General features: G+C 70.5%; 14 protein-coding genes and 1 tRNA gene. 8 read left to right on the top strand and 7 right to left on the bottom strand.

All coding sequences use genetic code 11. From position 1 onward, the window contains the following. Nucleotides 1-97 precede the first annotated feature (97 nt). The 3 genes from FHY02_RS06095 to FHY02_RS06105 form a co-directional block, all read right to left on the bottom strand. On the bottom strand, nt 98-649 hold the full coding sequence (locus FHY02_RS06095; protein ID WP_183920928.1) for an FKBP-type peptidyl-prolyl cis-trans isomerase: 552 nt from the start codon (nt 647-649) through the stop codon (nt 98-100). A 127-nt stretch (nt 650-776) separates the two neighbouring features. Further along, nucleotides 777-983 carry a 30S ribosomal protein S21 gene (gene rpsU / locus FHY02_RS06100; protein ID WP_007404630.1) on the bottom strand — a complete coding sequence of 69 codons (207 nt, stop codon included), beginning with the start codon at nt 981-983 and terminating at the stop codon, nt 777-779. A 105-nt stretch (nt 984-1,088) separates the two neighbouring features. After that, complete coding sequence (locus FHY02_RS06105) at nt 1,089-1,916, bottom strand: carbon-nitrogen hydrolase family protein (protein WP_183920929.1); 828 nt, start codon at nt 1,914-1,916, stop codon at nt 1,089-1,091. A 138-nt stretch (nt 1,917-2,054) separates the two neighbouring features. On the opposite strand from FHY02_RS06105, the gene FHY02_RS06110 reads away from it, so the two are divergent. The 8 genes from FHY02_RS06110 (at nt 2,055) to FHY02_RS06145 (ending at nt 9,936) form a co-directional block, all read left to right on the top strand. Then, entirely contained in the window at nt 2,055-2,819 is a 765-nt protein-coding gene (locus tag FHY02_RS06110) for a response regulator (protein WP_183921476.1), read from the top strand. A 10-nt stretch (nt 2,820-2,829) separates the two neighbouring features. Beyond that, entirely contained in the window at nt 2,830-4,167 is a 1,338-nt protein-coding gene (locus tag FHY02_RS06115) for a cell wall metabolism sensor histidine kinase WalK (protein WP_183920930.1), read from the top strand. 240 nt (nt 4,168-4,407) lie between these two features. Further along, nucleotides 4,408-5,322, top strand: a complete 915-nt coding sequence (locus FHY02_RS06120; protein WP_183920931.1) for an intradiol ring-cleavage dioxygenase — start codon at nt 4,408-4,410, stop codon at nt 5,320-5,322. A 24-nt stretch (nt 5,323-5,346) separates the two neighbouring features. Then, a complete protein-coding gene (gene cysS, locus FHY02_RS06125; RefSeq protein WP_183920932.1) occupies nt 5,347-6,777 on the top strand; it encodes a cysteine--tRNA ligase in 1,431 nt (476 codons plus the stop codon). A gap of 157 nt (nt 6,778-6,934) precedes the next feature. Next, nucleotides 6,935-7,717 carry an SDR family oxidoreductase gene (locus FHY02_RS06130; RefSeq protein ID WP_183920933.1) on the top strand — a complete coding sequence of 261 codons (783 nt, stop codon included), beginning with the start codon at nt 6,935-6,937 and terminating at the stop codon, nt 7,715-7,717. 80 nt (nt 7,718-7,797) lie between these two features. Continuing rightward, nucleotides 7,798-9,168: a class II 3-deoxy-7-phosphoheptulonate synthase gene (locus FHY02_RS06135; protein ID WP_183920934.1), complete on the top strand. Its 1,371-nt coding sequence runs from the start codon at nt 7,798-7,800 to the stop codon at nt 9,166-9,168. A 115-nt stretch (nt 9,169-9,283) separates the two neighbouring features. Then, nucleotides 9,284-9,359, top strand: a tRNA-Glu gene (locus FHY02_RS06140). 310 nt (nt 9,360-9,669) lie between these two features. Beyond that, entirely contained in the window at nt 9,670-9,936 is a 267-nt protein-coding gene (locus FHY02_RS06145) for a hypothetical protein (RefSeq protein ID WP_183920935.1), read from the top strand. Nucleotides 9,937-10,063: 127 nt separating this feature from the next. Here FHY02_RS06145 and FHY02_RS06150 read toward each other — a convergent pair whose 3' ends face one another. From FHY02_RS06150 to FHY02_RS06165, 4 genes are all read right to left on the bottom strand, one after another. Next, a complete protein-coding gene (locus FHY02_RS06150) occupies nt 10,064-10,234 on the bottom strand; it encodes a hypothetical protein (RefSeq protein WP_183920936.1) in 171 nt (56 codons plus the stop codon). Nucleotides 10,235-10,365: 131 nt separating this feature from the next. Beyond that, nucleotides 10,366-11,055: an HAD family hydrolase gene (locus tag FHY02_RS06155; RefSeq protein ID WP_183920937.1), complete on the bottom strand. Its 690-nt coding sequence runs from the start codon at nt 11,053-11,055 to the stop codon at nt 10,366-10,368. Beyond that, nucleotides 11,039-11,980: an ATP-grasp domain-containing protein gene (locus FHY02_RS06160; protein ID WP_260172647.1), complete on the bottom strand. Its 942-nt coding sequence runs from the start codon at nt 11,978-11,980 to the stop codon at nt 11,039-11,041. The genes FHY02_RS06155 and FHY02_RS06160 overlap by 17 nt, the downstream gene beginning before the upstream one ends. Before the next feature lie 17 nt (nt 11,981-11,997). Beyond that, the gene (locus FHY02_RS06165) at nt 11,998-12,693 is read right to left on the bottom strand and encodes a PIG-L deacetylase family protein (RefSeq protein ID WP_311731783.1); all 696 of its coding nucleotides are present in this window, start codon (nt 12,691-12,693) and stop codon (nt 11,998-12,000) included. Nucleotides 12,694-12,695 lie beyond the last annotated feature (2 nt).

Raw genomic sequence — 12,695 nt, forward strand, 5'->3', positions numbered from 1 at the left:
ACCACATAACCGACCGAGCGCCACTCCGGAGGTCGAACGAGAAAGGGCGACCTCTCGGCCGCCCCCTACCCGTCTCTTCTCGTGACCGTCGACGCGCTCAGCGACCGCCGGGTGCCCCGCCCGGCATGCCGGGCATGCCGCCGCCAGGCATGCCGCCCATCATCTGCTGCTGCATCTGCAGCTGACGCAGCGTCGCCTCGGGAATGAAGTCCTGCAGTTCGACGTCGAAGACCAGCGTCGAGTTTGGCGGGATCGGTCCCGTGGAGCGCTCGCCATAGCCCAGCTCCGGCTTGATCCACAGGCGATACTTGCCGCCCTTGTGCATCAGCTTGAGCCCCTCGGAGAAGCCCGGCACCACGCCCGAGACCGGCAGCGGCGTCGGCTGCTGCGACTTGTCGAAGACCGTGCCGTCGAGCAACCGGCCCTCGTAGTTCACCAGCGTCACGTCGGCGTTGGTCGGGCTCGGCCCCTTGGCGTCGCCAGCCTTGAGCACCTTGTAGCGCAGCCCCGAGGGGGTCGTAATGATCCCGGTATCGCCCGCGCGCGCCAGCGCGACGCCGGCGACGAGCGCGATCAGCAGGCCGGCGACCAGCCACAGCACATAGGCGCGCTTGACCGGCTGAAGCGGGACGGCGGTGACGGTTGACATCGGTTCAGGACACCCCGGTTGCGCCGCCACCGGCGGCGATCACGTACGGCAGGCAGATACGTCAGCATCGGGCGGACGACGAGCGCCCATCACTGATCCCCGCGCCCGAGAACGCGGGGGCTGCCGCTTACCGTGCGCCGTCGCGCTCGGCGCGCTTGCGCTCCAGCTTGCGCGCACGACGAACCGCCGCGGCGCGCTCGCGCGCGCGCTTCTCCGACGGCTTCTCATAGTGGCGACGCAGCTTCATCTCGCGATACACACCCTCGCGCTGCAGCTTCTTCTTGAGCGCGCGGAGGGCCTGGTCGACGTTGTTGTCGCGAACGATGATCTGCATAAAACCGATAAACTCCGGATCAAACGGCTAAAGCGGCAGCGGACGAGGTCCGCGCCGAACACGCCGCCTCTAGCAGCATGGGTGCGCGCCCGCAAGCGCCGCTACTCAGCCAATCACCATCGGCGCGGGGATGACGCGGCGATGCTGCAGCGCGGGCACGCGCGCGCGCACCTCGCGCTGGATCTCGGGATCGATCTCGGCATAGCCGATCCCGGCGGCCTCGCCCATGTCGAGCAGCACCTCGCCCCAGGGATCGACCACCAGCGAGTGGCCGAAGGTGGCGCGCCCGTCCTCGTGAATCCCGCTCTGCGCCGCGGCGACGACATAGCACGCCGCCTCGATCGCGCGCGCGCGCAGCAGCACATGCCAGTGCGCTTCGCCGGTCGGCCGCGTGAACGAGGCGGGCACCGACAAGATCGCGGCGCCATTGTCCGACAGGGCGCGGTACAGGTCGGGGAAGCGCATGTCGTAGCAGATCGACAGGCCCATCCGTCCCAGCGGCGTCGCCGCCAGTACCGGCCGGTCGCCGGCCGCATAGGTCGCTGATTCGCGCCAGCTCTCACCGCTGGGCAGATCGACGTCGAAGAGGTGCATCTTGTCGTAACGGGCGCGGATGTTGCCCTGCGAATCGATGACGAAGCTGCGGTTGGCGTAGCGGGCGTCGTGGCGGCGCAGCGCGAGTGAGCCGAGTTGCACCCACACCCCCGCGCGCGTCGCTGCCTCGCGCACCGCGACCAGCACCTGGTCCTCACCCTCGCGCACGATCGACTGCGCCGCACGCGCGCGATCGCGGTCGAGCACGCCTGACATCTCGGGCGTGAACACCATCTCCGCGCCCTTCGCGCCCGCCTCCTCGATCGCCGCGGCCAGCGCCGCCGCGTTGCGCGCGGGGTCGATCCCGCTGGTGGTCTGGACAACCGCGATCCTGGTCAAACCTTACTCCTCGCCCGCTCTCCAAGAGCAACGCGGTTCGCCGCGCAAGTGTTGCACGCGCGACACAGGGAGCGGGTGAACGCGCTTTGTTGCAGCGGCGTCATCCGCGCGATACGCGTGGTCACCAGTCGGGTCGCCATGCCCGACGCCTCGCTCGCTCTCGCCCCGGACCCCGCCGTGGACCTCGCCACCCGCATCCTCATCGTCGACGACGATCCCGGCATCCGCGAGCTCACCGCCGCCTTCCTCGCCGGCCACGGCTATGTCGTCGACGTCGCAGCGGACGGCGTCGAGATGCGCGCGCGGCTCGAGCAGGAGAGCTACGCGCTGATCGTACTCGACGTGATGATGCCCGGTGAGGACGGTCTCTCGATCCTGCGCTCGCTCGACCGCTCGACCAGCCCGGCAGTGATCATCATGTCGGTGATCGGCGAGGAGGTGGATCGTATCGTCGGGCTCGAGATGGGCGCCGACGATTATGTCGCCAAGCCCGCCAACCCGCGCGAGCTGCTGGCGCGGATCCGCTCGGTCCTGCGGCGCAATCAGGCCGCGGCCAGCGCGGCGCCGAGCTCGGGGCGGCCCTATCTTCGCTTCGCGGGATGGCGGCTCGATCCGGTCGGGCGCCAGCTGTTCGACCCCGACCAGGTCGTCATCAACCTCTCGGACGGCGAGTTCCGCCTGCTGCTCGCCTTTGCCGAGCACCCGCGCCGCGTGCTCACCCGCGACCAGCTGCTCGACCTGTCGCGCGGGCTCAACGCCGAGCATTTCGACCGCGCGATCGACGTCCAGGTCAGCCGCCTGCGGCGCAAGCTCACCCGCGACGACGCGCCAGGGGGCGACGAGCTGATCCGCACCGTGCGCAACGAGGGCTATATGTTCACCAGCGACGTCGAGCGGCGCTGAGGCGCCGGCGATGACGCGCCCGGTCCGGCGAGCCCATTCGATCGCCCAGCCGATCTTCGCGCTGGTGATCGCCTCGGTGGTCGCCGCCACCGCGATCCTGTTCTTCGTCACCTTCAGCGGGCCGCCGCCGCGCGTGCCGCCGCGCCCGCTCGAGGCGATCACCGCGGCGCTGCGCGGCCTGCCGCCGCCGCCGCTGCCGCCCGAGTTCCTCCGCTTCCGCCCGCCCGGCGGTCGCTTTCGTGCATGGCGGATCGAGCCGCTGGAGACGCTCACGGCTGCCGCCGCGCCGACCCCACGCTGGCGCGAGAAGCCCGACGCGCTGACCCAGGCGCGCATCGCCGTGCTGCTCCACGTCGCACCGGGCGACGTGCTCGCTTTCACCGAGCTGAGCCCACGCGGCGGCGGGCGCGAGTTGTTCGGCTCCTTCACCATCGCCTGGCACCTGCCGCAGGGCTGGCGTGTGGTACGAAGCCCGGCGCTGCCGCTGTTCACGCGCTGGCACCTCAACACGCTGATCGCCATGCTGGTCGCGATCGTGGCCCTGTCGATCCCGGCTTGGATGCTGTCGCGCGCGATCTCGCGCCCGCTCGCCCGGCTCGCCGCCGCGGCCGACCGCGCCGGCACCGGCGCGCCGCTGCCGCCGCTGCCGGAGGGCGGGCGCGAGGTGCGCGAACTGGCGCACGCGGTCTCGACCATGCACGCGCGGCTCGCCAGCCACGCCGAGTCGCGCACCGCCATGCTGGCCGCGATCGCGCACGACCTCGGCACGCCGCTGTCGCGCCTGGCGTTCTGGGTGGAGCAGCTGCCCGACGGCGCGCGCGACCGCGCCGTCGCCGACATCGACGAGATGCGCGCGATGATCGCCGAGGTGCTCCGCTTCGCGCGCCACGACGTCGGCCGGCGCGAAGAGACGCTGGTCGAGCTGTCGAGCCTACTCGATAGCCTGGCTGAGGACATGGCGGTCGGCGGCGCCGCGGTGACGGTCGCGGCGGGGCCGCGCGCGGTGGTGAGCGGCGACCCGAGCGGACTGCGCCGCCTGTTCGCCAATCTGATCGGCAACGCGCTGCGCTACGGCGATTCCGCGGCGCTCGCCTGGCGGATCGAGGACGGGCGCGTCACCGTCACGGTCGCCGACCGCGGCCCCGGCATCGATCCGGCGCAGGCGGAAAGGCTGTTCGAGCCGTTCGTGCGCGGCGACCCCTCGCGCAACCGCTCGACCGGCGGCACCGGGCTGGGGCTGGCGATCGTCCGCTCGATCGCCGCGCGGCATGGCGGCACCGCCGTACTTGCCAACCGGGAGGAAGCGGCGGGCGCGGTCGCGACCGTGACACTGCCGCTGGCGCGCTGACACAATCGGCAACGTCGCGGAAGCGCGCCGACATCATGGCGTGCGGCGCGGACGGCACGAGGGGCAGGCAACACGCCCCTTGTCGCTTTCTCCCTTCCGTCACCTCGGACTTGTTCCGGAGTCTAGCCCCCGACGCGCCTTGCGGCCGCGGATCATGCGGCTCGGTGGATCCCGGACCGAGTCCGGGATGACGATGAGGAGGGAGCGTCAGCCAGGGGCTCGACAGCGAAAGGGACCCCGATGCATTACGACGATCACGATCACGATCACGATCACGACCTCGGCCTCGCGCACGACCTCCAGGTCATGGAGCGATTGGTGCAGCGCCGCCGTGCGCTCAAATGGGTTGCGGGCGCGGGCACACTCGCGCTCGTGGCCGGCTGCGGCAGCGGCTCGGGTGAGGCCGAGACCGACATCGCGACCACGGCCACCGCGACGCCGACTCCCTCGCCCACGCCGACCCCCAGCCCGACGGCGAGCAGCAGCAGCACGACCGCAGGCTGCGTCCTCAACGCGAGCGAGACCGCTGGTCCCTACCCCGCCGACGGCAAGAACTCGTCGAGCGGATCGACCTCGAACGTGCTCACCGCCACTGGAATCGTGCGCAGCGACATCCGCGCCAGCTTCCTCAGCACCAGCACCGTCGCCGCGGGGGTGCAGGTGACGCTCACGCTCACGCTCGTCGACGTCAACCAGTCCTGCGCGCCGCTCGCGGGCTACGCCATCTACCTGTGGCATTGCGATCGCGAGGGGCATTACTCGCTCTACACCGCCGCGGCGGAGAGCTATCTGCGCGGCGTGCAGGTGACCGACAGCAACGGTCAGGTGACCTTCACCACAATCTTTCCCGGCTGCTACGATGGGCGCTGGCCGCACATCCACTTCGAGGTCTTCTCCAGCCTCGCCAACGCGCTAGGCGGCCGCTACGCGGCGCTCACGTCACAGCTGGCCTTGCCGTCCTCGACCTGCGCGACCGTCTACGCCGATACCGCCACCTACCCGTCGAGCGCGAGCAACTTCGCGCGCGTGGCGCTATCGAGCGACAATGTCTTCGGCGACAACACCACCGCGCAGAACACGCAGATGACCCCGACCTTCACCGGCATGCCGACCGCCGGCTATGCCGCCACCGCGGTGATCGGCTTGGCGCGCTGAGGCAGGATAGCTAAGAGGCGCGCCATGACCGGCGCGCCCCTGATCCTGTACAACAGCCTGACCCGCGAGCCGGAGACCTTCCGCCCGCTCGACCCGTCGAACGTGCGCGTCTACTCGTGCGGGCCGACGGTCTATCACTACGCGCACATCGGCAACCTGCGCGCCTATGTCTTCACCGACACGCTCGCGCGCGTCATCCGGTGGAAGGGGTGGCCGCTCACTCATGTCATCAACATCACGGACGTTGGGCACCTCACCTCCGACGCGGACGCTGGCGACGACAAGATGGAGGCCGCGGCGCGTGCCTCCGGGCGCGACATCTGGGCGATCGCGCGCCATTATACCGAGGCGTTCGAGCGCAACCTTGCCGAGCTCAATATCGTGCCGCCGACCCATCTGCCGCGCGCGACGGATCACGTCGCCGAGATGATCGCCTGGGGCGAGGCGATCGCGGAGCGTCACTGCTACCTGCTCGACGACGGGCTCTACTTCGACACCAGCACGGTGCCCGATTACGGCCGGCTCGCCGGCGGGCAGGACGATGCCGCGCACGCGCGCATCGAGGCGGTGGCGGGCAAGCGCCACCCGCAGGACTTCGCGATCTGGCGCCGTACCCCGGCGGGCGAGACGCGCCAGATGGAATGGGACTCGCCGTGGGGCCGCGGCGCGCCGGGCTGGCACCTCGAATGCTCGGTGATGAGCCGGCGCTATCTTGGCGCCGCCTTCGACATCCACACCGGCGGGATCGATCATCGCGAGATCCACCATCCCAACGAGATCGCGCAGAACCAGGCCTATTGCGACTGCGCCGACACCGGCGCGCAGATCTGGATGCACAACAATTTCGTCGTCGACCGCGGCGGCAAGATGAGCAAGTCGTCCGGCGAGTTCATGACGCTCGACCGGCTGGTCGAGCGCGGCTTCCACCCGCTCGCCTATCGGCTGATGTGCCTCCAGGCGCATTATCGCAGCGAGCTCGACTTCTCCTGGGAGAATTTGGCAGCGGCGCAGGTCCGGCTCAAGCGGCTGGTCCACGCCGTCGCGGCGCTGCGCGCGCGCGAGCCCGGCGTCTCCACGGGCGCGCCCACGGCGTATCGCGACCAGCTCGACGCCGCGCTGAGCGACGACCTCAACACGCCGCGCGCGCTACCGGTGGTGGACGCGCTGCTCGCTGACAAGCGGGTCTCGGCGGTGGACCGGCTGGCGCTGCTCGACGAGGTCGACGGGCTGCTCGGTCTCGGGCTGGCGACACTGACGCGCGAGGCGCTGCGCGTCCGCCCGGCGAGCGCGACGATCGACGAGGCCGAGATCGCCGCCGCCCTGGAGCAGCGTCGCGCCGCGCGCGCCGGGAAGGACTTCGCTCGCTCGGACTCGATCCGCGACGAACTCGCCGCGGCGGGAGTCGAGGTGATGGACGGGGATCCGCTGGGATGGGACTGGAAGATCACGATATAGGTCTTTGTCCGTTTCCTGTGCCCCCCGCGCAGGCCGGGGCCCAGCTGGGGAACGGTGGTCGCTCCCACAACGGCTTTCCCAAATGGGCCCCGGCCTTCGCCGGGACGCAGCAGGAGGGGCGAAGGCACCTCACCCGCCACGTTAGGAGGAATCGCACATGAAGCTCGGGATCGAGGGACGTCGCGCCATCGTCTGCGCGTCAAGCCAGGGGCTCGGCCGCGCCTGCGCCGAGGCGCTCGCCGCCGCGGGCTGCGCGCTGGTGCTCAACGGGCGCGACGCCGCCGCGCTCGCCGCCGCCGCCGCCGCGATCCGTGCCGCGCACGGCGTCGCGGTCGAGACGGTCGCCGGTGACGTCGCCGACGAGCAGGTCCAGGCCGCGCTGGTCGACGCCGCGGGCGGCGCGCCCGACATCCTCGTCAACAACAATGGCGGCCCGCCGCTGCGCGACTTCCGCGTGATCGACCGCGACGCGCTGCGCGCCGGGGTCGAGGCGAACATGATCACGCCGATCCGCCTCACCCAGCGCGTGGTCGACGGCATGGTCGAACGCGGCTTCGGGCGGATCGTCTGCATCACCTCCGCCTCGGTGAAGGCGCCGCTCGCCGGGCTCGACCTGTCGAGCGGGGCACGCGCCGGGCTGACCGGCTTCCTCGCCGGCGTCGCGCGGCAGGTGGCGCACGCCGATGTCACGATCAACTTCCTCCTGCCCGGCCAGTTCGCAACGCGCCGCCTCGAGAGCGTCCACACCGCGGCGGCGGAGAAGCAAGGCGTCGACGTCGCCGAGGCGGCGCGCCGCGGAGCCGAGCGGATCCCCGCACACCGCTACGGCGATCCCGCGGAGTTCGGCGCCGCCTGCGCCTTCCTCTGCTCCGCCAAGGCGGGCTATATCACGGGGCAGAGCCTCTTGATCGACGGGGGCGCCTATCCTGGTATCCTATGAGGCCGGATCGATACCGATGAACGTTGCGAGTCGCGCACGTTTCGTTCAAGGCGCGCGGCGAAACGGAAGGAAGATTACCGATGGCCATGTCATGGGCCCCCGACAGCTGGACCAAGGCCGAGGCGCGCCAGCTGCCTGACTATCCCGACACCGGCGCGCTCGCCGCCGCGACGCATCGGCTCGCCACCTTCCCGCCGCTCGTCTTCGCGGGTGAGGCGCGCAACCTCACCGCCGATCTCGCCAAGGTGGCGGAGGGCAAGGCCTTCCTGCTCCAAGGCGGCGACTGTGCCGAGAGTTTCGCCGAGTTCCACGCCAACAACATCCGCGACACGTTCCGCGTCATCCTGCAGATGGCGGTGGTGCTCACCTTCGCGTCGAAGCTGCCGGTGGTGAAGGTCGGGCGGATGGCGGGCCAATTCGCCAAGCCGCGCTCGACCCCGACCGAGGTGGTCGATGGCGTGGAATTGCCGAGCTACCGCGGTGACAACGTCAACGACATCGCCTTCACGCCCGAGTCGCGCCTGCCCGATCCCGAGCGGATGGTGCGCGCCTATGCGCAATCGGCCGCGACGCTCAACCTGCTGCGCGCCTTCGCACAGGGCGGTTATGCCAACCTCCACCAGGTGCATCGCTGGACCCACGACTTCATGGGTCGCAGCCCCTGGGCGAAGAAATATGCCGAGACGGCCGATCGCATCGGCGAGGCCCTCGACTTCATGGAAGCCTGCGGGATCAGCCCCGACACGGTGCCGCAGCTGTCGCAGACCACCTTCTACACCAGCCACGAGGCGCTGCTGCTCCCGTTCGAGCAGGCGCTGACGCGGCAGGATTCGCTCACCGGCGACTGGTACGACACCTCGGCCCATTTCCTCTGGATCGGCGACCGCACGCGCTTCGAGGGCTCGGCGCACGTCGAGTTCCTGCGCGGCATCGGCAACCCGATCGGCGTCAAGTGCGGGCCATCGCTCGACCCCGACGCGCTGCTGCGCATGCTCGACACGCTCAACCCAGGCCGCGTGCCGGGTCGGATGACGCTGATCACGCGGTACGGCTATGACAAGATCGAGGCGCATCTGCCGCGGCTGGTGCGCGCGGTGACGCGCGAGGGCCATCCGGTGGTGTGGAGCTGCGATCCGATGCACGGCAACACCGTCAAGGCGGCGAGCGGCTACAAGACCCGGCCGTTCGACCGCATCCTCGCGGAGGTGCGCGGCTTCTTCGCGGTCCACCGCGCCGAGGGCACGCACGCGGGCGGCATTCATGCCGAGATGACGGGGCAGAACGTCACCGAGTGCACCGGCGGCGCGATCGACGTGACCGAGCAGAGCCTGGCCGACCGCTATCACACCCACTGCGACCCGCGGCTCAATGCCGGGCAGAGCCTTGAGCTGGCCTTCCTCCTCGCGGAGATGCTCAACGCGGAGATGGCGGAGCGTCGCAAGGCGGCCTGATCGATGTCGCACCCAGGACCGCGCGAGAAAAGCACGCGACCTTGGGTGCGCCGCCGCGAAAGTCGCTTGACGACGCGTTCACCGCCTCCTAACAGCGCGCCTCCACACCGCGTACGGCCCCTTCGTCTAGCGGTCTAGGACGTCGCCCTCTCACGGCGAAAACACGGGTTCGAGTCCCGTAGGGGTCACCATTTCGGATCGTCCACCATGTGGACTGTGTCCGGCGCGATCGAGCGGCGCTTGACCGGACCTGTTGTACCGGTGAGGTTAAATTCGGTGGGGCCGTGCTGCCACCCGCCCGCTCGCTGATGCTAAGGCTTCCCTGCGGCCCTGAGCTTTTCGGAACCATCCGTGGCGCTCTCCCGCCGGCATGGATCAGACGCGGCAGCGCCGCACCCCTTCTCGCCGAGCGCCTGTACAAAGTTGGGCCATCTCGGTTTAGATAGCTTATCCTTAGTGATTTTCCTTTCTGGTACCTGAGCCAGAGGGGGAAGAATCATCGTGGTCATGGGTCTCATCCGGGGCGTCGTCGGCGCGCCGCTATCGCATGGTCGTAACAACGTCGGGAAAGGGCCTGAGCCAAAGACCCTCCCGACTGCAGGGCTGCTGCGGACGCTCGCCGCCCTGCCATTGGCCTGTGTGCGCAAGCGGGAGGCAGTCGCGGCCGCGCGGGTCGCCGCCGGCTATTGCGCCGACTGCGGCACGCTGCCCATCGGCGAAGAAGGTCTCTGTGAAGGCTGCTGGGTCGAGCAGCATGCTGGTCCCTGAGCCGACGCGATGCACGCGCCCGATCTGTCATCGTGCACCTCCATCTTGCCGGTCGATGGCGTAGCGACGACGAGGGCGAGGGTGTCGCCGCCACACCGCGACCCGGGTCTCTCCGGTTAACCGGACGTCATCGCGCGCGCGGCGGCTCGGCGCGATGCAGGCAGTCGGCGGCCTCGTCACGATAGGCACGCATCAGTTCGGGATCCTGCGCCTGCTCGGCGAGCAGCGCGTAACGGCGCGCACGCCGCAGCAGCTTGGTCCGGGTCTCGCCGTCCAGCGCGGGGGGGAACGGCGACATTCATTCACTCCGGACCACGGCGCGCGAACCGTCACGCGCCCGTCACAACCGTGCTGGCCCAGCGGAGCAGCGGCAACATCTCTTCGTGATATACCTCTCTGGCACGATCGCGGTCCGATCGGGGCAGCCGCTCAATCGAGCGAGTCGAGGCTCTCGATGACCCGATCCGCCTCGTCCGCAGCGGAGGCCGCTCGCACTTCGGCGTGGAGACCGCCGGCACGCACGATTCGCACCGTTTGCCACCCCAGCTGGCGCGGCGCGACGAAGTCTTTCGACGGATTGTCGGCGACATAGGTAAAGCGGCCGCTATCCAGGCCGAAGGCTGCCTCGAGATGGTCGAAGGCGCGCCGGCTCGGCTTCCAGGCCTCGCGCCCCCAGCGATCGGTACAGACCGCCTGGCGCACGCCGCGGCGGAACAGGTCGAGCGCGCGCAGCTTGCGGCGCTGCGCGTCGATGAAACCGTCGGTCACAATGGCCACCGCGGTGCCCGCGCTGCGCCGATCAAGGTAGCGCGCCGCGTCGGGCGCCAGCGCGATCCGCGGGCGGTGCTGGCGATACACCGCGAGCAGGCGCGCCACCAGCGCGGGCGTGGCGGGCTGACCGAGCGCCGCGAGCGAGTCGTCGAAGATCCGTTGCCGCGCTCCCGTTTCGAAACGCTCGCGCATCATGGGGCCGAGCCGGTCGAGCCCGAGCCGCGCACGCGCCCAGTCACCCGCCGCGGTGAGCCCGCTGACGACATAGTCGCGCTCGAGGTAGAGCGTATCGTCGAGGTCGAACACCACGACCCGCTCGAGTGGGGGCGACTCAGAGGAAGACGGCATCGTCGTAGCGCAGCATGGTCACCCCGGCGTCCCACGCGGCCGCCGCGCTCGTCGCTTGACCGAGCCGCTCCTCGAGCAACCAGCGCGCAAAGGTCGCGCCCGCGCGATGCGCCAGCGGGTAGCCGCCGCCGAACCGCGCGTTAATCTCGAATACTGAGGGGGCGCCGTCTGCATCGACGAAGGCCTGGAAGCACCACGCGCCGCGCACCCGTCCGCGCACCGCCTCGCCAAGCCGTCGCGCCACCTCGAGCAGCGCCTCGTGCCGCTCGGTCACGCCCTTCTCGACCTCGCCCGCACGCACCGCGACGCGGCGGTGCGGCACCGCGCAGCGCAGCGTGCCGGCGGCGTCGAAGAAGAGGTTGACGGTATATTCCTGCCCCTCAAGCAGGTGCTGGACGATATAGGGTTCCGGTCGCGGCAGCGCCGCCAGCTCGGCGAGAGAGCCGAGCCGCGCCAGGCCGCGGCTGGAGCTGCCCCCGCGCGGCTTGGCGATCGCGGGCCAGCGCCAGCCGGCGTCGACCGTCTCTGCCGCCGCGGTGGTCGGGGTGGGCACGCCGGCGCGATCGAGGAAGCGCGCGGTCTCGAGCTTGTCGCGCGCCATCGCGACCAGCTCGGCGTCGGCCACCGCGACGTGCGTGCCGACCGCTTCGAAGCGGTCACGCGCGCGCGCCAGCGCGTGAAGCTCGGTGTCGATCGTCGGCACCAGTAGGTGGATCCGCTCGCGCGCGCAGATCGCCAGCGTCGCCTCGACATAGGCCTCGGTCGTCGCCGCGGGCACGGCATGCGCGGCGTCGGCCGAGGCACAGGCGGCGCTCCACTCGGGCGCGAGGTCGGTGGCATGGACTTCGAGCGTCGCGCCCAGCGCCGCGGCCGACTCGCGGAAGCAGCGCAGCAGCGCGACCCGGCGCCCAGCCGAGCCTAGCAAGAGGCGGAGATCGGCCATCACCCGACCTCGCGGACGAGCACGAACGCCTCGGCGGCGTGGCGCCCGACACACGAGCCGCGCACCATCGCCAGCGCGCGCAGCGTCTCGATCGACCGCTCGTCGGGGAAGGCGTGGCACTGCGACTCGAAGCAGCGGAAGGCGTCGAGCTTGGCCTCCAGCGTGTCGGCGACGTCGACGAAGACGTTGGGCTGGAACGACGGCGCCAGATAGGGCGCGGCCCAGTTGGTCTCCGACACCGTCTCATAGGCGAGGACGCGCGCCGGATAATCGCTGCCGCGCGGCCGTGCCGCCACCATCGCCGCGTCGAAGATCAGCTGATGATCGCGGTGCAGGTCGCCGACGAATGGGACGAACAACGTGTCTGCGCGGGACGCGACCAGCGCGGCGCGGACCGCGGCGTTGATGTCGGCCTGCGCCACCCGGTCGAGCTCGACCGCGGGCAGATCGAGATAATGCGTCGTCGCCACACCGAGCAGCGCGTGCGCGGCCGCCGCCTCGCGCCGCACCGCCGCTACCTGCTCGGCGGCGAAGCGCGGCGCGGTGCCGCGCGTGACCACCGCCACCTCGACGTGACGCCCCAGCGCGGTCAGCCGCGCGATCGTGCCGCCGCAGCCGAGCACCTCGTCGTCGGGATGAGGCGCGAGCACCAGCGCGCGCTCGATCCGGTCCAGCATCATTCCCCCTTCGCTCACGC

Origin of the sequence: Sphingomonas sp. BK069, from assembly GCF_014193405.1 — a bacterium.
Lineage (GTDB): Bacteria > Pseudomonadota > Alphaproteobacteria > Sphingomonadales > Sphingomonadaceae > Sphingomonas.

Coding starts and splice junctions, on each gene's coding strand:
- FHY02_RS06095 (WP_183920928.1), bottom strand. CDS start 649: ATGTCAACCGTCACCGCCGTCCCGCTTCAGCCGGTCAAGCGCGCCTAT.
- rpsU (WP_007404630.1), bottom strand. CDS start 983: ATGCAGATCATCGTTCGCGACAACAACGTCGACCAGGCCCTCCGCGCG.
- FHY02_RS06110 (WP_183921476.1), top strand. CDS start 2,055: ATGCCCGACGCCTCGCTCGCTCTCGCCCCGGACCCCGCCGTGGACCTC.
- FHY02_RS06115 (WP_183920930.1), top strand. CDS start 2,830: ATGACGCGCCCGGTCCGGCGAGCCCATTCGATCGCCCAGCCGATCTTC.
- FHY02_RS06120 (WP_183920931.1), top strand. CDS start 4,408: ATGCATTACGACGATCACGATCACGATCACGATCACGACCTCGGCCTC.
- cysS (WP_183920932.1), top strand. CDS start 5,347: ATGACCGGCGCGCCCCTGATCCTGTACAACAGCCTGACCCGCGAGCCG.
- FHY02_RS06130 (WP_183920933.1), top strand. CDS start 6,935: ATGAAGCTCGGGATCGAGGGACGTCGCGCCATCGTCTGCGCGTCAAGC.
- FHY02_RS06135 (WP_183920934.1), top strand. CDS start 7,798: ATGGCCATGTCATGGGCCCCCGACAGCTGGACCAAGGCCGAGGCGCGC.
- FHY02_RS06150 (WP_183920936.1), bottom strand. CDS start 10,234: ATGTCGCCGTTCCCCCCCGCGCTGGACGGCGAGACCCGGACCAAGCTG.
- FHY02_RS06155 (WP_183920937.1), bottom strand. CDS start 11,055: ATGCCGTCTTCCTCTGAGTCGCCCCCACTCGAGCGGGTCGTGGTGTTC.